Source organism: Methylobacterium guangdongense, from assembly GCF_038442355.1.
In the GTDB taxonomy this organism is placed as follows: Bacteria; Pseudomonadota; Alphaproteobacteria; order Rhizobiales; family Beijerinckiaceae; genus Methylobacterium; species Methylobacterium guangdongense.
In genome coordinates this window covers 1-15,501 of record NZ_JBBXMX010000021.1, presented here as the reverse complement: position 1 = coordinate 15,501, position 15,501 = coordinate 1, and the positions used below count along the sequence as shown (strand labels likewise).

The following is a 15,501-nucleotide window of genomic DNA, read 5'->3' as shown; positions in this document are numbered from 1 at the left end:
TCTGTTCCTCCGTCGCAGGGCGTTGCGGGCGGGGACCATAGGCCGGGATGACGGGAAAATCTTTAGCCGATCACGGTCGGATCAGGTCGTGGTTTCGAAAGGTCGGGACCTTTCGCGGCACCAGGACTCCGCCCGAGACCGTCAGGGCTTTGCCCTGACGACCCACGACAGGGCACAGCCCTTTGGAAACCCGGGATCAGGCCCGAACTTCCGCCGGCCGGACGACCGGCGCCCCGGCCGAAGCCCGGGCCCGCCGGCCCGCGCGGCCGGCCAGCGCCACCGAGCCCTGCTGGAGGGCGATGAAGGCGAAGAGCAGCAGCCCCGTCGCGATCTTGGTCCACCAGCTCGACAGGGTACCGTCGAAGGTGATGGCCGTCTGGATCAGGCCGCCGATCATCACGCCGAGGAACGTGCCCGGCAGGCCGCCCTGGCCGCCGGTCAGCAGCGTGCCGCCGATCACCACCGCCGCGATCGCGTCGAGTTCCACCCCCACCGCCGAGAGCGGCGTGCCCGAGGCGGTGTCGAGGGAGAACACGATCCCGGCGAGGGCGGCGAGCAGGCTCGACAGGGCGTAGACCGCGATCGTGTTGCGCCCGACCGGCACCCCCATCAGCGCCGTGGTCTGGCGGCTGCCGCCGAGGGCGTAGACCGTCGCGCCGAAGCGGGTCGCGTGGAGCAGCACCCCGCCCGCCAGGAACACCGCGAGCATGATCCCCCCGGTCAGGGTCAGCCAGCCGCCGCCGGGCAGGCTCAGCGACAGATCGGAGACCGCGCCGTACAGGGGCGCGTCGATCGGGACCGACTCGGTGGAGAGCAGGAAGCCTGCGCCCCGGGCCAGGAACATGCCGGCCAGCGTCACGATGAAGGGCGGCATCGCGAAGACGTGGATCAGCGCGCCCATCGCGGCCCCGAACAGGGCGGCGGCGGCGAGCACGAGCGCGAAGGCTGCGAGCGGCGGGAGGCCCCAGCGCGTGATGGCGAGCGCCAGGAACACCGTGGTGAACCCCACCACCGAGCCGACCGACAGGTCGATGCCGCCCGCGATGATCACGAAGGTGGTGCCGACGGCCACGATCCCCAGGAAGGCGCTGTCGGTGAGCAGGTTGCCGACCACCCGCGTGGTCAGGAAGGCGGGGTACTGCGTCGCGCACAGGCCGTAGCCGGCCGCGAACAGCAGCGCGGCCACGAGGACCGGAAGGTTGCGGCTCATCGCGGGCTCCGCAGCAGCAGGGACAGGCCGGCGAGGCGTGGCGACTGCAGCAGCAGCACCGCCAGCACCACCGCGGCCTTGACCACGAGGTTGAGTTCCGGCGGCAGGCCGGAGAGCAGGATCCCGGTGTTCATCGCCTGGATCAGGAAGGCCCCGAGCACCGCCAGCCACAGGCTGAACCGGCCGCCGAGGAGCGAGGAGCCCGCCACCACCACGGCCAGGATCGCGTCGAGTTCGAGCCACAGCCCGGCATTGTTGGCGTCGGCCCCCAGGATGTCGGCCGCCGCGACGACGCCGGCGAGCGCCGCGCAGAACCCGCTCCAGGCGTAGACCGCGAGCGTCACCGCGCGGGTGTCGATGCCGGCGAGCGCGCTCGCCCGGGCATTGCCGCCGGTCGCCTCGATCATCAGGCCGAGCGCGGTGCCGCGCACCAGGGCGAGGGTCACGAGCAGCATGCCGAGGACCAGCACCACCGGCATCGGCACCCCGAGGAGGGCGCCGCCGCCGAGAAACGCGAGGTCGGCGGACGCGAAGGTGACGATCCGCCCCTCGGTGATCAGCTGGGCGATGCCGCGGCCCGCGACCATCAGGATCAGGGTGGCGACGATCGGCTGGATCCGCAGCACCGCCACGAGGAGGCCGTTCCACAGCCCGCAGACGAGCCCCGTGGCCAAGGCCGCCGCGAGCACCACCGGCAGCGGCTGGCTGTCGGCGAGGCTCGCCGCCACGGCGCCCGCGATCGCCATCACGGCGCCCACCGACAGGTCGATGCCCCCGGTGGCCACCACCAGCACCATGCCGAGGGACAGGAGCGCCACCGGCGCGCCGCGGTTGAACACGTCGACGAGGCTGCCGAACAGGCGCCCGTCCTGCCAATGCACGGCGAGGAATTGCGGCGCGACCAGACGGTCGGCCAGGAGGACCGCCAGGAAGGCGAGGAGCTGGGGCGCTCCGGCCCGGAGGGCGCGCATCAGGCGGGCTCCGTCACGGAAGCGGGCGCCACCTCCGCGGCGATCGCCCGGAGGATGGCGGTGACGTCGATCGCCCCGTCGGCGAGTTCGGCCACCTGGGCGCGGTCGCGCATCACGATCACCCGGTCGGAATAGGTCACGATCTCCTCCAGCTCGGAGGAGATCACCAGGAGGGCGAGGCCCGCCTCGCACAGGCTCCGGATCAGCCGGATGATCTCCGCATGCGCCCCGACATCGATGCCCCGGGTCGGCTCGTCGAGGATCAGCAGGCGCGGCTCGGTGGCGAGCCAGCGCGCCAGCAGGGCCTTCTGCTGGTTGCCCCCGGAGAGGAGCCCGATCGGCCGCTCGGGGTCGGGCGGCCGGATGTCGAGCTTGGCGATGAAGTCGCGGGCGATCCGGTCCTGCGCCGCCCGGCCGAGGGGCCGGAACGGGCCCTGCCGGGCCTGGAGCGCCAGCACGATGTTCTCGCGCACGGTCAGGTCGGCGACGATGCCGTCGGTCTTGCGCTCCTCCGGGCAGTAGCCGAGGCGGTGCTTGAGCGCGTCCCGGGGGCCGGCGATCCGCGTCGGCTTGCCGTCGAGCAGGATGCGGCCCTGATCCGGGCGCTCGGCCCCGAACAGCAGGCGGGCCGTCTCGGTCCGCCCGGAGCCGAGGAGGCCCGCGAGCCCGACCACCTCGCCGCCCGCCACCGTGAGATCGACCGGCCGGAGATAGCCGGCCTTGCCGAGCTTGTCCGCGCGCAGGACCGGGGGCCCGGCCTCCGCCCGCCGGGCCCGCGGCCCCGTCTCCGCCCGCGCCTCGTCCTGGGCGAGGTCGCGCCCCAGCATGGTGCGCACGAGGTCGAGGCGCGGAAACTGCGCGGTCTCGCGCTCGGTCACCAGCCGGCCATTGCGCAGGACCGTGATCCGGTCGGTGATCGCGTAGACCTGCTCCAGGAAGTGGGTCACGAACACGATGCCGATGCCCCGTTCGGCGAGCCGGCGCATCACGCCGAACAGCACCGTCACCTCGTGGGTGTCGAGGCTCGCGGTCGGCTCGTCGAGGATCAGCACCCGGGCCGAGAGGTCCACCGCCCGGGCGATCGCCACGAGGTGCTGCACCGCCACCGGGAAGCTCCCGAGCGGCGCCCCGACATCGATCGACAGGCCGAACGCCGCCAGGCGTTCCGACGCGCGCCGCCGCATCGCCCGGCCGCGGACGAGGCCGAACCGGGTCGGCTCGCGGCCGAGGAACAGGTTCTGCGCCACGGTGAGGTTCGGCAGCAGGCCGACCTCCTGGTAGACCGTGGCGATGCCGGCCCGGGCGGAGTCCTCCGCCGAGCGCGGCGCGATCGGCACGCCGTCGAGCCGGACCTCGCCGGCATCGCGCCGGACGATCCCGGTCACGGTCTTGATGAAGGTCGACTTGCCGGCGCCGTTCTCGCCCAGCAGAGCGTGGATCTCCCCCCGGCGCAGGGTGAAGTCGACCCCCGCGAGGGCCTGGTGCCCGGCAAAGCTCTTGGAGAGCCCGCGGACGCTGAGAAGGGGCGTGTCGGACACGGGACCGCTCGCAGGGATCACGGCGCGGGGCGCGTCAGTAGCCGAGGCCCTTCTTGCTCTCGTAGACCTTCAGCGGATCGTCGGCCGCCGTGTAGAGCTTCGACTCGGTCTGGATCCACTTCGGCGGGACGGTGCCCTTCTCCTTATAGGCCTTGAGGGCGTCGAAGGCGGGGCCCGCCATGTCGGGGGTCAGCTCGACGGTGGCGTTGGCCTCGCCCGCCGCGATCGCCTTGAAGATGTCGGGCACCGCGTCGATCGAGACCGTCAGGATCTCCTTGCCGGGCTTGAGGCCCGCTTCCTTCATCGCCTGGATGGCGCCGACCATCATGTCGTCGTTGTGGGCGTAGATCGCGCAGATTGCGTGGCCGCCCTCGGCCTTGATGAAGCTCTCCATCACCTCCTTACCCTTGGCGCGGGTGAAATCGCCGGTCTGGCTGCGCACGAGCTTGAGGTTGGCGTGGGGCGCGATGGCCGCGTCGAAGCCCTTCTTGCGGTTGGTGGCGACGCTGGCGCCGACCGTGCCCTGGAGCTCGACCACGTTGCAGGGCTTGTCGCCGACCGTCTTGGCCAGCCAAGTGCCGGCGACGCGGCCCTCCTCGACGCTGTCGGAGGTGACGGCGGTGAGGGTGAGATCCTTGCCGGACGGGTCGATGTCGCGGTCGAGCAGGATCACCGGGATCTTGGCGTCCCGGGCCTCCTTGAGCACCGCATCCCAGCCGGTGGCGACCACCGGTGCGAGCAGGATCCCGTCGACCCCCTGCGCCACGAAGGAGCGGATCGCCTTGATCTGGTTCTCCTGCTTCTGCTGCGCGTCGGCGATCTTGACGGTGATGCCGCGCTTCTTGGCCTCGGCCTTGGTCACCGTGGTCTCGGCGGCGCGCCAGCCGGATTCCGAGCCGATCTGCGAGAAGCCGACGGTGAGCGCGGCCGCCTGGGCCGCACCGCCCCACGCGAGCATCGCGCCCACGAGCAAAGCCTTGATGGAAACCGATTCCCTCATGACACATCCCCCCTGATTGCGGCCGCCGCCTCTTCGGAGCGATCGACCCGCATATGTACGACATATGCGCGACGCGCTGAATAGCCGCACGTCAGGGAGATGTCACCCCGACGCATCGTCCTGCGATGCGTCGGGTGTTTCAGATCGCCGAACTTGTCTGAGTTTACGCGCCCGGACGGCGGGATCAGCCGAGCAGCTTGTCGAGCGTGATCGGCATCTCGCGGACCCGCACGCCGGTGGCGTGCCAGATCGCGTTGGCGATGGCGCCGACCGTGCCGGTGATGCCGATCTCGCCGACGCCCTTCACGCCCAGATTGTTCACCACCGCATCGTCCTCGTGGACCAGGATCGCCTCCATCGCCGGAATGTCGGCGTTCACCGGCACGTGGTATTCGGCGAGGTTGTCGTTGAGGAAGCGGCCGGTGCGCGGGTCCATCTCGGCCCGCTCGTGGAGCGCGAAGGAGATGCCCCAGATCATCCCGCCGTAATACTGGCTCTGGACCAGCCGCGGGTTGATCACCCGGCCCGCCGCGAAGGCGCCGACGAGGCGGCTCACCCGGATCTGGCCGAGATCGGGATCGACCTTCACCTCGGCGAAGACCGCCCCGTGGGCGTGCATCGCGTAGGCCGCCTGCGCGGCCGGATCGGCCCCGGCCTTGCCCTGGCCCTCGATGCTCGCCCGGCCGGCCCGCTTGAGGATGTCGGTGATCGATTCGCCCCGGCCCGGGTCGTCGCGCCGGGTCAGGCGCCCGTCGGCGGCGGTCACGCCGGCATTGCCCGCGCCGTAGAGCGGGGAGGCGGGGTCGTTGGTGGCGAGATCCGTGAGCTGGCGAATCACGTCGGCGGCGGCCGCGTGGATCGCGCCGCCGGCCGTCGCGGTGTGGCCGGAGCCGCCCGCGATGCCGGCATTCGGCAGGTCCGAGGAGCCCATCCGGAAGGTGAGGGCGTCCATCCCGATCCCGAGCCCGTCGGCGGCGATCTGGGCGAGCGCCGTCCAGGATCCCTGGCCCATGTCGATCGCCCCGAGTTCCACCGTGCCGGTGCCGTCGGCGCGGATCTCGGCCCGGGCCATCCCCTCGAAGATCAGCGCCGGGAAGGTGGCGGTGCCCATGCCGGTGCCGACCAGGAACCCGTCCTTGTCGCGGGTCTGGCGGGGCTGGAGCGGGCGCCCGGCCCAGCCGAAGGCCTCGGCGCCGCGGCGGTAGCACTCCCGCAGGGCCTTGGAGGAGAACGGCTTTCCGGTGATCGGCTCGACCTCGGCATAGTTGGCGAGGCGGAACTCGAGCGGATCCATGCCGAGCTCGAACGCCATCTCGTCCAGCGCGCTCTCCAGGGCGACGCTGCCGGTGGCCTCGCCGGGGGCGCGCATGAACAGCGGCGTGCCGGTATCGAGGCGCACCGCCTCGTGGCGGATCGCGAGGGCCGGGCTGGCGTAGAGGGTGCTGGTCGCCCGGCCCGCCGGCTCGAAGAAGTCGTCGAAGCTCGACGAGGCGGTGAGGATGTGGTGGTCGAGGGCCGTGAGCTTGCCGGCCGCGTCGGCGCCGAGGCGGAGCGTCTGCCGGGTCGGGCCGCGATGACCCATCGGGCCGTACATCTGGGTCCGGGTCGGCACGAGCTTCACCGGCTTGCCGACGAGCTTGGCCGCCATGCAGGCCAGTACCTGCGGCCCGGCGGGCACACCCTTCGAGCCGAAGCCGCCGCCGAGATAGGGGCTGTCGATGTGGATGTCCTCGGGGCTGATGCCGAACAGCCCGGCGAGGCGGCCCTGCGACATGGCGAGCGCCTGGGTCGGCATGAGGAGCGACAGGCGATCCCCGTCCCAACTCGCCACGGCCGCGTGGGGCTCCATGGCGTTGTGATACTGGGCCGGCGTCTCGTAGGTCGCGGCGATCGTTTTCGATGCGGCGGCGAGCCCCGCCTCGACGTCGCCGTCCGTCTCCACCGGCGGCGCGCCCACGCCGACCGAATCGGGCGTGAACACGTCGCCCGCATCGAGGCCGATCCGCGGGGTCTCGGCCGCGTAGGTCGGGGCGAGCAGCCGGGCGCCCTCGGTCGCCGCCTCGAGCGTCTCGGCGACCACCACCGCGATCGGCTGGTTGGCGTAGCGGACGCGGTCGTTCTGCAGGAGGTCGAGGCGGAAGGTGAACGGCCCGTCCTTGGCGTCCGGGTCCTTGGCGAGCTTCGGGGCGTTCTGCGGCGTCATCACCGCCACGACGCCGGGATGCGCTTCGGCGGCGGCCACGTCGAGGCCGGTGACGCGGCCCTTGGCGATCCGGGCGACGCAGAGCGCCGCGTGGAGCGTGCCGGGGGGCAGGTTGTCGGCGGAGAAGCGGGCTTGGCCCGTCACCTTGAGCGGGCCGTCGCGCCGGGTCAGCGGCTGGCCGATGCTGGAGCCGTGGCGGATGCCGCCGGCGGGGAGATTCGAGGCGGTCGCGGTCATGCGGGTCTCCTCAGATGGATGAAACCGGTGCGCGGGATCACGCAAGTCAGGGTTTCGAAAGGACCGCGTCCTTTCGCGGGTGCAGGGCAGGGCCCTGCAGACGGCTCCCCCACCCCCTTCGAGGGGGTGGGGGAGCCGTTCGTCGGGGCTTCACCCCGACACCCCACCAAAGGGTCACGCCCTTCGGGAACCCCGTGTCGGCCTGGCCGCACGGGTCAGACGATGCCGAACGGGGAGGCGGGGAGCGCCGGGATCCGGGCGGGCGTGCCGGCGGCGGCCTGGGTCAGGGCACGGATCGCCACCCGGCGGGCGAGTTCGATCTTGAAGGCGTTGGCCTCGCCGGTGGGCTTGGCGCCGGCGAGCGCCGCATCGGCGGCCTTGGCGTAGGCTTCGGGGGAGGGCGCCTGTCCGGCGAGGGCGGCTTCCGCCTCCGCCACCCGCCAGGGCTTGAGCGCCAGCCCGCCGAGCGCCAGCCGCGCCTGTCCGATCCGGCCGCCGGCCTCGAGCGTCAGGGCGGCCGCCGCCGAGACCACCGCGAAGGCGTAGGAGGTGCGATCGCGGACCTTGAGGTAGCGGGCGTGGCCCCGGAAGGACGCCGCCTCGGGGGGCAGGCGCAGGGCGGTGATCAGCTCGCCCGGCCGCAGGTCGGTCTCCCGCTCCGGATGGTCGCCGGGCAGGTGGTGGAAGTCGGTGAGCGGCACGTCCCGGGCGCCGTCCGACCCGGCGATCTCCACCACCGCGTCGAGGGCGGCGAGCGGCACGCAGAAATCGGACGGGTGGGTGGCGATGCAGTGGTCGCTCCAGCCCTGGACCGCGTGGATCCGGGTGGCGTGCCCGAGCGCCGCGCAGCCGGAGCCGGGCGCGCGCTTGTTGCAGGGCGAGACCGCGTCGGTGAAGTATTGGCAGCGGGTGCGCTGCATCAGGTTGCCGCCGACGGTGGCGGCGTTGCGCAATTGCGCGGAGGCGCCGGCCAGAAGGGCCTCGGCCACCATCGGGTAGGCCTTGGCGAAGGCCGGATCGTAGGCGAGGTCGCTGTTGCGCACCAGGGCGCCGACGCGGGTCCCGCCGTCCGGCAGCCGCTCGATCGCCGAGAGGCCGGGCAGGCGGGTGATGTCGACGATCCGCTCCGGGGTCGCGACGCCGCCCTTCATCAGGTCGACGAGGTTGGTGCCGGCGGCGAGGTATGCGGTGCCCGGAACCTGCCCGGCCGCCACGGCTTCCGGCACGCTCGCCGGGCGGATGTAATCAAAACTTTTCACGCCGCGTCCTCCCGGGGTTCGGTGCGGGCCGCCGCGTCCTGGACCGCATCGAGGATGCCGGCATAGGCGCCGCAGCGGCAGAGATTGCCGCTCATGCCCTCGCGGATGCGCTCGGGGTCGGTGCCGGCGTGACCCTCGCGGATCAGGCCGACCGCGCTCATGATCTGGCCGGGAGTGCAGAAGCCGCACTGGAAGCCGTCATGGGCGATGAAGGCCGCCTGGACCGGATGGAGCCGGTCGCCCTCGGCGAGCCCCTCGATGGTCAGGATCTCGGCGCCGTCGAGGCTCGCGGCGAGGGTCAGGCAGCTGTTGATGCGCCGCCCGTCCACCAGCACCGTGCAGGCGCCGCACTGGCCGCGGTCGCAGCCCTTCTTGGCGCCGGTCAGGCCGAGGCGCTCGCGCAGGAGGTCGAGGAGGGTTACCCGCGGATCGTCGAGGGCGATCTCGCGCGGCTGCCCGTTCAGGGTGAGCCTGAGGGGAATGGTCATGGGATCCGGCTCCGCGAAGGCTGGAACCGTTACAGATAGCTGAGCCGGATAGTGTGACGAGACTGACGGTGAAGATAATGTGCGCAACATCACGACCCGCATCGGTTGCGCCGATATGCCAGCTTGACCGATTGCCGCAGCCGGATGATGGCAGCTCGTCCGGCGTCACGCCTGTCGAACCGCGCATCGGGCGCGAACGGGGTGACGAAGCCGGGCCGTTCGGCTATCGTTTTGCGGGGGGCTTTCCTCCGCCGGGCCTGTAGCTCAATGGTTAGAGCCGACCGCTCATAACGGTCTGGTTGTAGGTTCGAGTCCTACCGGGCCCACCAACGGCCGCAGCCCTGCGCAAGCCCCACGCACCGATCACCGCGTGGTTTTAAAGGGCCGAGACCTTTCGCGGGTCCCGGGCAGAGGCCTCGCGTCCGTCAGGGCCTTGCCCTGACAACCCACCAAGGGGCCTCGGCCCTTTGGAAACCCGGATGCGTGAAGAGCGATGCGATTTTCCAGCCTAAGTCGACCACGACATTAAGACATCGATACCATGCACGCGAAGAGGATCGCGATTTCAAACGCGATCCATCCGCCGAATACAAGTATCAGCTCCCGGTCCGCCTTCCAGGCCATCTTCGTCGCAGCAAGCATACGCGACCTCCCCGCGGGGCGTCAGGCTCCGCAAGCAGTTTCAGAAAACGCAATGATCTTATGCGTTCAAGTATTCGAACACATCCGTGAGCGCAAAGCAATTACGGATTTTGACGGATCCGGGCAGAGATCAGTACCTGCCGGCAACACTGGTGCCCGCACGAAGATGCGGCCTGCCGATATCGCAGCGCGTCAGCCTCGGGCGTGCCGCGGATCCCGGCCCCCCTTGCGTTGAACCCGGCCTCCCGCCGCGTGTTGGGGCGCAGCGGCCGCCTCGGCCGCGCGGAGGAGGATCCATGAAGCACGGCGCGCGCAACGACATCCCCGCCACGGTGACGGCGATCAAGCGCGGGGGCGTGATGGCCCAGGTCGAGGTGGACCTCGTCGGTACCACCTACCGCATGGCCTCGGTCATGACCCTCGATTCGCTGGAGGAACTCGGCCTCAAGGAGGGCGACACCGTCCACGTGCTCGCCAAGGCGGTGAACGTGCTGCTGGTGAAGCCGTGACGGCGTCGTACGGCCGCCCCTGACGGCCCGCGGGTCAGGGGCGGCACAGGCCGCTCAGGCGGCCCGGATGTCGCGCAGGAAGCCGTCGACCTCCTGCTTGACGGTGAGCGACTGCCTGGCCAGCTCGGCCGCCGCGTTCAGCACCTGGGAGGCGGCGCCGCCGGTCTCGCCGGCGGCCGCCAGCACCCGCGCCACGTTGGACGACACGTCCTGCGTCCCCTTCGCGGCCTGGCCGGCATTGCGCGAGATCTCGCTGGTCGCCGCCGTCTGCTCCACCACCGTCGAGGCGATCGAGCCGCTGATCTCGCTCACGCTCGCGATCGTGCGCGCGATCTGCGCCATCGCCTCCGCGGCCTGGGCGGTGGCCCCCTGGATCGCCGCGATCTGCCCGCCGATCTCGTCGGTCGCCCTCGCGGTCTGGCCGGCCAGCTCCTTCACCTCGGCGGCGACCACCGCGAAGCCCCGACCCGCCTCGCCGGCCCGCGCCGCCTCGATCGTGGCGTTGAGCGCGAGCAGGTTGGTCTGGCCGGCGATGCCGGAGATCGTCGTCACGGCCGCGCCGATCTGCTCGGCGGCCGCGCGCAGGCTCGCCATGGCGGCGTTGCTCGCCTCGGCCTCGTGAGCGGCAAAACCCACGACCTCGTTGGAGCGCACCACCTGCCGCTCGATCTCCTGCAGCGAGGACACCATCTCCTCGGCCGCCGCCGCCACCGTCTGGACGTTGGTGGCGGTCTGCTCGGCCGCCGCGCTGGAGGCGACCGCCTGGGTGTTGGTGGCGTCGGCCACCCGCGTCATGGAGCGCGCCGTCGCGTCGAGTTCGGCGGCGCTCGCGGTGACGATGTCGAGCGATTGCGCCACCTTCTGCTCGAAGGTGCGGACGAGCAGGTCGACCCGCTCGACCCGGCGCAGGCGGCCTTCCTGCTCGGCCGCCTGCGCGGCCTCCAGCTCGGCCCGGGCGATGGCGTTCTGGCGGAACACCGCGACGGCCTTGGCCATGGCGCCGATCTCGTCCCTGGCGTCCTGGGACGGCACTTCCACGGCGGTATCGCCCTCGGCGAGGCGCCGCATCGCCGCCGTCATCCCGGCCACCGGGCCGATGATGCTGCGGCCGATCACGAGGCTCGCGATCCCCCCCAGAACCAGCGTCATCCCCACGAGTGCGATCTGGACGGTCCACGCCCGCGTCACCACGGCCTCCACGGCGCGGCCGTTCTCCGCGATCGCGGCGCTGACCGAGTCGCGTACGACGTCACAGCGCAGGTCGATCGTGGTGGCGGGGGGCTTGAGACCCATCTCGAACACCGTGTTCAGTTCATCCCGGGCCGCGACGGTCGCCTGAAAGTTGGTGCGGTACGCCGCCAGCTTCTCCACCACCGCCTGGATCGGGCCGGCGAAGGCAGCGGCGCCCTCGGCATCCCGGAACGCTTTCAGGGCCGCTTCGGCCTTCTCGACATTCTTCGCGAAGGTGGACGGCCCGTTCGGATCGAACGTCGCCAGGAAGCGCCAGTTGGCGACGCGCACCAGCAGCACGGCGCTCTCCACGATGTGAGCCCGGCCCAGCAGCGCCTCGCTTCCGCGCGCGCCCACGTCGCCCACCAGGGTATTGGTCGCGCCGGTCAGTTCGTCACCGCCCGTGAACAGGCGCGCCTTGGCCTGGGTGAAGGCCGTGCCGGCCGCCGCAAGGCGGGCCAGTTCCGGCTTCGCGGCGCGGGCGTTGTCGCGGATCTCGACGTAGATCTTGCGCCGCTCCGGCGAGAGCGACAATCCGATCAGCTTGTCCCCGCTCTCCTCGATCTCGCGTCGCATCTGCTCCAGCGCGGCGATCCGCTCGGGCGTGGGCGCGATCCGGTATCCCTCACCGAGATCGACCAGGCGGCTGGACAGTCCATCGTCTATGAGGACCAGACGCGCGATCTCCTCCAGACGACCGCGGACGGCATACTGATCGTTCACGACTCCCTGCTGATAGATGGAATACCCACCAACAGCGATGGTAAACAATATAATCAAGGCGAACCCTGAATATATCCTCTGACGGATACCCAATTTCATAGGAAATCGCCCCGAGCCATGTCGCGGAATTCTACGGTGTCGGGAATGCTTTCCGCGATGTCTCGCTGCGCTGTCAAGCCTTGAAGAAGACGAACAGCACGTGCGGGCGTCCGTCTTACTTGGCGTTGCGTCGACGGCTGATATCTCGCCAGATCATCATCATTCTTCTGGCAGTATTCACGAACTCGGCCTTGGGGATGCTCCTGTAACCGGAACAAAACAGGCGCTTCAGGACACCTTGGCGCGTCCGACGGGATCGTGGTCCGCCCGGCGGCGCGGTCGCGGCTATCCGGGGCGAGCCCGGCGACGGTGAGGGCCGACGCAGGACGGCGGGGCCGGGGAGACAGGGCGGAGCCTTGAGCCGCCTGGCCCCGAGCGGTCCACCAGGGCCCTGCCTTGAACCCGCGGCCGGGCGCTCAGGCGGCCAATCGGAGGACCCAGTCGTAGAAATCGGGCCAGCTCTCCGATCGGTCCCGGGCCGCCTCCGGCAAGGGCTGGGCCGGCGACTGGGCCCGGACGTCCCGGGGGGCGTGGCCGAAGGCGGCGCGGAAGGCCTGGGCGAAATGCGCGGGGCTCTCGAAGCCCCAGCGATACGCCACCTCCGAGACCCGCGCGCCGCGCCCGCCGCCCGCGGCGAGCTCCTGGTAGGCCCGGGCGAGCCGGCGCTGACGGATGTAGCCCGACACGCCCCCGAGGGGGACGAACAGGCGGTAGAGGGCGCTGCGCGAGAGCCCGAACGTCCGGCCGAGGGTCTCGGCGTTCAGGTCGGGGGCGGCGAGCTCGGCCTCGATGAAGCGCCGGAGGGTGAGGAGGAGCGGGGCACCGTCCGGGGCCTGGCCGACCCGGTCCTCCGCGGGCAGGCCCGAGACCGCCGCGCCGAGCAGCATCGCGGTCGCCTGCCCGGCCGCCCCGGCCTCGCGCTCCGAGAAGCCGGGCGCGTGCGCGCTGAGGGACCGCAGGTGATCGCCCAGCATCCGGCCGAACGGGGTCGCGCCCCGGATCACCCGACCGTGGAGCGCATCGAGCGCGCCCTGATGCGCGCCGAAGAGCCCGCGGGGCAGCACCACCGTCAGGGCCCGGTAATCCGTCGAGCGGGCGGCGAGGGGCCGCGACAGGTCGAGCAGGCAGATGTCGCCCGGCCCGCACGCCTGCTCGCTGCCGCCGACCGCGATGCGGGACAGGCCGGAGAGCCGCATGTGGGCCAGGACGTGGTCGACGCCCATGCGGGCCACGAGGGCCCGGTCGCGGGTGAACTGCAGGCCCGAGGCGCTGGCCCGGCAGAGGATCGCGTTGCCGAGGTGCTGGACATGCGACCGGCCCCGGAACGCCGCGAGATCCTCCTTCCGGATCGCGAAGGTCCAGAACGGGGCGACGGCATCGCGCCAGGCCTCGGCCTGATGAAGACCTGGCCGCGCGTCATCGAGGTGCAGAACTGAATTCGACCGCATCGCCCGTGTGGCCCGCTCCCATGCCGGAGTATGCGCCCGGGGGGAATCCCTTACAGGATGGAGGGTTTCCAAGAAAAGGGACGGCGGCGGCGCGAAGATCGACCGGCGCTCACCCGGCCGGCCGCGCCGTGGACCGCCGGCCGAGGGATCCTGCCGCCCCCGGTCCGCCGGATACGAAACGTCCCGCGAGCCGGAGGGCTGCGGGACGGGAAGTTGCACGGTTGTGAGGATCGGTGATCTCGACCCTTATGGTTAACCGAACGTTACTTTCCGCTCGGCGCCGCGCCGCTGCCGGTGGCACCGTTGCCGGTGCTGTTGTCGCCCGCGGGGGCGCCGGCGGACGAGGTGTTGCCGTTGGGCGTGCTCTGGGCGGCGGCCATTCCGGCGGTGCCGGCGACGAGGGTGAGGGCGAGCAGGGCGGACTGGACGGTGCGGCTGGTCATGGTGTTCCTGACTTCCGATCGGACCTGAGAGGGGCCGGCATCAGCCGGTCGAACTCGAATAACGGGCAGCCGTCTCCTGCGTTCCGGGCCGGCCCTCCGCCGAGACGGGCCAACCGATTCGTTCGTCGCGACACTGTCGACCGGGAACAGCCGTGCGGCCCCCAAGCTTGTCCGGGACGAGGCCGGGTGGATGGGCGAGGGCGCGACGTGAAGATCTTCCGGATCATGCAGGCGGCGACGGGCGCGGTCCTTTGGATCGGCGCGGCGCTCGACGCCCCGACGGCCCTGGACGCCATGGGTAGCGCGGCCGGCGACCGCGGCATCCCGCACCATCTGCGGGCCGGCGGCCTTCACGTCGAGGAAGTCGCCGAGGACATCGAGGCCTGACCATGACCAAGCTGTTCATCGCGCAGGTGCGCGACGCTCGGGGCGAGAAACCCCTGGTCACCGTCCGGGCGGAGGCCGAGGGCGAGGCGCGCCTGTTCCTGACGGCCGCCTATCCGGACGCGGAGATCGCCGCCATCGCGGAGCCGAGCGACTGGACGAGCGATGCCGATACCGGAACCCGGGCCGGCGACATCCGCGAGCATCCGGGCGTCGCGTGGCAGATGCCCTCCAGCCTGGCGGGGTGAGGCCCTGGTCCCGCCGGCGATCGGGCTGACGGGTTGCCGACAAGTGGAGCGACTTTCTTCAGGGGATCTCAGCGCGTATCGCGGAGGCTGAGGCATGACGTCCGGCGATCCGACACCGCGTCTCTTCGCGGCCACGGCTGCCCTGACCGGCACCGGCCTCCTGATGTGCCGCACGGAGCCGTCCTGGGACGGGATCCTGATCGGCCTGCTGTGCCTCGGCCTGTGGGCCCTCGGGACCGTCGCGGCCCGGTCGGCGCGCGCGCCCGCACCGGGGCCGGCGCGGCCGATGGTGCTGGAGGCCGTGATCGTCGAGACACCCCGGACTCCGCAGGCGCTGCTGCCCGCGCCCCGCACCGCCGGCCGGACCGACGCTCCGGTGTCCGCCACCCGCCTGTCCGTCGTGCCGACGCACCGGCAGCGGGTGGCCGAGCGGCACACGCGCCGGAGCCGCTAGGGCATCGATCCAGACGGAGGCTTCAGCCGAGTCTGGAAAAATTGATGCTCGAACAATGGGCTAGGTCGCGAACCCATAACAGCTGGCACGGCTGAGGTGCGGCGGCGTTAGGCCTCTGAGCAGGAGGGACCTGGATGGCGCGGTATGACCTGACGGATGCGGAGTGGGCGGTGATTGAGCCGCTGTTACCGACGGATGTGCGCGGCAAGGAGCGGGTGGATGACCGGCGGGTGCTCAACGGCATCTTCTGGCGGCTGCGTACGGGCGCGCCGTGGGCCGACATCCCGACGCGCTATGGCCCACATACGACCTGCGGCAACCGTTTTCGGCGCTGGCGCAAGCGTGGCATTTGGGATCGACTTCTGGACGCCGTGTCAAAGGCTTACGACGGCGACCTGCAGATGATCGACGCCAC

At 71.4% G+C, this 15,501-nt stretch carries 15 protein-coding genes and 1 tRNA gene; 6 read left to right on the top strand and 10 right to left on the bottom strand.

The annotated features are described in order from the left end of the window. Window positions 1–196 precede the first annotated feature (196 nt). The 7 genes from yjfF to AAHG09_RS26300 form a co-directional block, all read right to left on the bottom strand. Entirely contained in the window at window positions 197–1,210 is a 1,014-nt protein-coding gene (yjfF, locus tag AAHG09_RS26330; protein WP_342110461.1) for a galactofuranose ABC transporter, permease protein YjfF, read from the bottom strand. Next, window positions 1,207–2,181 (bottom strand): ABC transporter permease, encoded by a 975-nt coding sequence (locus tag AAHG09_RS26325; RefSeq protein WP_342110460.1) that lies wholly within the window; start codon window positions 2,179–2,181, stop codon window positions 1,207–1,209. The genes yjfF and AAHG09_RS26325 overlap by 4 nt, the downstream gene beginning before the upstream one ends. After that, complete coding sequence (locus AAHG09_RS26320) at window positions 2,181–3,719, bottom strand: sugar ABC transporter ATP-binding protein (protein ID WP_342110459.1); 1,539 nt, start codon at window positions 3,717–3,719, stop codon at window positions 2,181–2,183. The genes AAHG09_RS26325 and AAHG09_RS26320 overlap by 1 nt, the downstream gene beginning before the upstream one ends. A gap of 34 nt (window positions 3,720–3,753) precedes the next feature. Further along, the gene (gene ytfQ, locus AAHG09_RS26315; protein ID WP_342110458.1) at window positions 3,754–4,719 is read right to left on the bottom strand and encodes a galactofuranose ABC transporter, galactofuranose-binding protein YtfQ; all 966 of its coding nucleotides are present in this window, start codon (window positions 4,717–4,719) and stop codon (window positions 3,754–3,756) included. Between the two features lie 184 nt (window positions 4,720–4,903). Further along, window positions 4,904–7,159, bottom strand: a complete 2,256-nt coding sequence (locus tag AAHG09_RS26310; RefSeq protein WP_342110457.1) for a xanthine dehydrogenase family protein molybdopterin-binding subunit — start codon at window positions 7,157–7,159, stop codon at window positions 4,904–4,906. Between the two features lie 215 nt (window positions 7,160–7,374). Continuing rightward, window positions 7,375–8,418 (bottom strand): FAD binding domain-containing protein, encoded by a 1,044-nt coding sequence (locus AAHG09_RS26305; protein WP_342110456.1) that lies wholly within the window; start codon window positions 8,416–8,418, stop codon window positions 7,375–7,377. Beyond that, the gene (locus AAHG09_RS26300) at window positions 8,415–8,906 is read right to left on the bottom strand and encodes a (2Fe-2S)-binding protein (RefSeq protein ID WP_342110455.1); all 492 of its coding nucleotides are present in this window, start codon (window positions 8,904–8,906) and stop codon (window positions 8,415–8,417) included. The genes AAHG09_RS26305 and AAHG09_RS26300 overlap by 4 nt, the downstream gene beginning before the upstream one ends. A gap of 253 nt (window positions 8,907–9,159) precedes the next feature. On the opposite strand from AAHG09_RS26300, the gene AAHG09_RS26295 reads away from it, so the two are divergent. Both AAHG09_RS26295 and AAHG09_RS26290 read left to right on the top strand, forming a co-directional pair. Further along, window positions 9,160–9,235 (top strand) — tRNA-Ile (locus tag AAHG09_RS26295). A gap of 609 nt (window positions 9,236–9,844) precedes the next feature. After that, complete coding sequence (locus AAHG09_RS26290) at window positions 9,845–10,057, top strand: TOBE domain-containing protein (protein WP_342110454.1); 213 nt, start codon at window positions 9,845–9,847, stop codon at window positions 10,055–10,057. Between the two features lie 54 nt (window positions 10,058–10,111). Here AAHG09_RS26290 and AAHG09_RS26285 read toward each other — a convergent pair whose 3' ends face one another. The 3 genes from AAHG09_RS26285 to AAHG09_RS26275 form a co-directional block, all read right to left on the bottom strand. Then, a complete protein-coding gene (locus AAHG09_RS26285; protein ID WP_342110453.1) occupies window positions 10,112–12,010 on the bottom strand; it encodes a methyl-accepting chemotaxis protein in 1,899 nt (632 codons plus the stop codon). A 515-nt stretch (window positions 12,011–12,525) separates the two neighbouring features. Next, window positions 12,526–13,557 carry a helix-turn-helix domain-containing protein gene (locus tag AAHG09_RS26280; protein WP_342110452.1) on the bottom strand — a complete coding sequence of 344 codons (1,032 nt, stop codon included), beginning with the start codon at window positions 13,555–13,557 and terminating at the stop codon, window positions 12,526–12,528. Between the two features lie 263 nt (window positions 13,558–13,820). Then, a complete protein-coding gene (locus AAHG09_RS26275) occupies window positions 13,821–14,000 on the bottom strand; it encodes a hypothetical protein (RefSeq protein WP_342110451.1) in 180 nt (59 codons plus the stop codon). Window positions 14,001–14,207: 207 nt separating this feature from the next. On the opposite strand from AAHG09_RS26275, the gene AAHG09_RS26270 reads away from it, so the two are divergent. The 4 genes from AAHG09_RS26270 to AAHG09_RS26255 form a co-directional block, all read left to right on the top strand. After that, a complete protein-coding gene (locus tag AAHG09_RS26270) occupies window positions 14,208–14,387 on the top strand; it encodes a hypothetical protein (protein ID WP_342110450.1) in 180 nt (59 codons plus the stop codon). A 2-nt stretch (window positions 14,388–14,389) separates the two neighbouring features. After that, on the top strand, window positions 14,390–14,632 hold the full coding sequence (locus AAHG09_RS26265) for a hypothetical protein (RefSeq protein ID WP_342110449.1): 243 nt from the start codon (window positions 14,390–14,392) through the stop codon (window positions 14,630–14,632). 94 nt (window positions 14,633–14,726) lie between these two features. After that, on the top strand, window positions 14,727–15,086 hold the full coding sequence (locus AAHG09_RS26260; protein ID WP_342110448.1) for an energy transducer TonB: 360 nt from the start codon (window positions 14,727–14,729) through the stop codon (window positions 15,084–15,086). 134 nt (window positions 15,087–15,220) lie between these two features. Continuing rightward, window positions 15,221–15,501: IS5 family transposase (locus tag AAHG09_RS26255; protein ID WP_342110447.1), on the top strand; the 281-nt coding region annotated here is incomplete at its 3' end.

What these genes read in the sequence shown, in the direction of transcription:
- AAHG09_RS26300 (WP_342110455.1), bottom strand. Translation starts at nt 8,906, where the DNA reads ATGACCATTCCCCTCAGGCTCACCCTGAACGGGCAGCCGCGCGAGATC.
- ytfQ (WP_342110458.1), bottom strand. Translation starts at nt 4,719, where the DNA reads ATGAGGGAATCGGTTTCCATCAAGGCTTTGCTCGTGGGCGCGATGCTC.
- AAHG09_RS26260 (WP_342110448.1), top strand. Translation starts at nt 14,727, where the DNA reads ATGACGTCCGGCGATCCGACACCGCGTCTCTTCGCGGCCACGGCTGCC.
- AAHG09_RS26325 (WP_342110460.1), bottom strand. Translation starts at nt 2,181, where the DNA reads ATGCGCGCCCTCCGGGCCGGAGCGCCCCAGCTCCTCGCCTTCCTGGCG.
- AAHG09_RS26275 (WP_342110451.1), bottom strand. Translation starts at nt 14,000, where the DNA reads ATGACCAGCCGCACCGTCCAGTCCGCCCTGCTCGCCCTCACCCTCGTC.
- AAHG09_RS26280 (WP_342110452.1), bottom strand. Translation starts at nt 13,557, where the DNA reads ATGCGGTCGAATTCAGTTCTGCACCTCGATGACGCGCGGCCAGGTCTT.
- AAHG09_RS26290 (WP_342110454.1), top strand. Translation starts at nt 9,845, where the DNA reads ATGAAGCACGGCGCGCGCAACGACATCCCCGCCACGGTGACGGCGATC.
- AAHG09_RS26310 (WP_342110457.1), bottom strand. Translation starts at nt 7,159, where the DNA reads ATGACCGCGACCGCCTCGAATCTCCCCGCCGGCGGCATCCGCCACGGC.
- AAHG09_RS26265 (WP_342110449.1), top strand. Translation starts at nt 14,390, where the DNA reads ATGACCAAGCTGTTCATCGCGCAGGTGCGCGACGCTCGGGGCGAGAAA.
- yjfF (WP_342110461.1), bottom strand. Translation starts at nt 1,210, where the DNA reads ATGAGCCGCAACCTTCCGGTCCTCGTGGCCGCGCTGCTGTTCGCGGCC.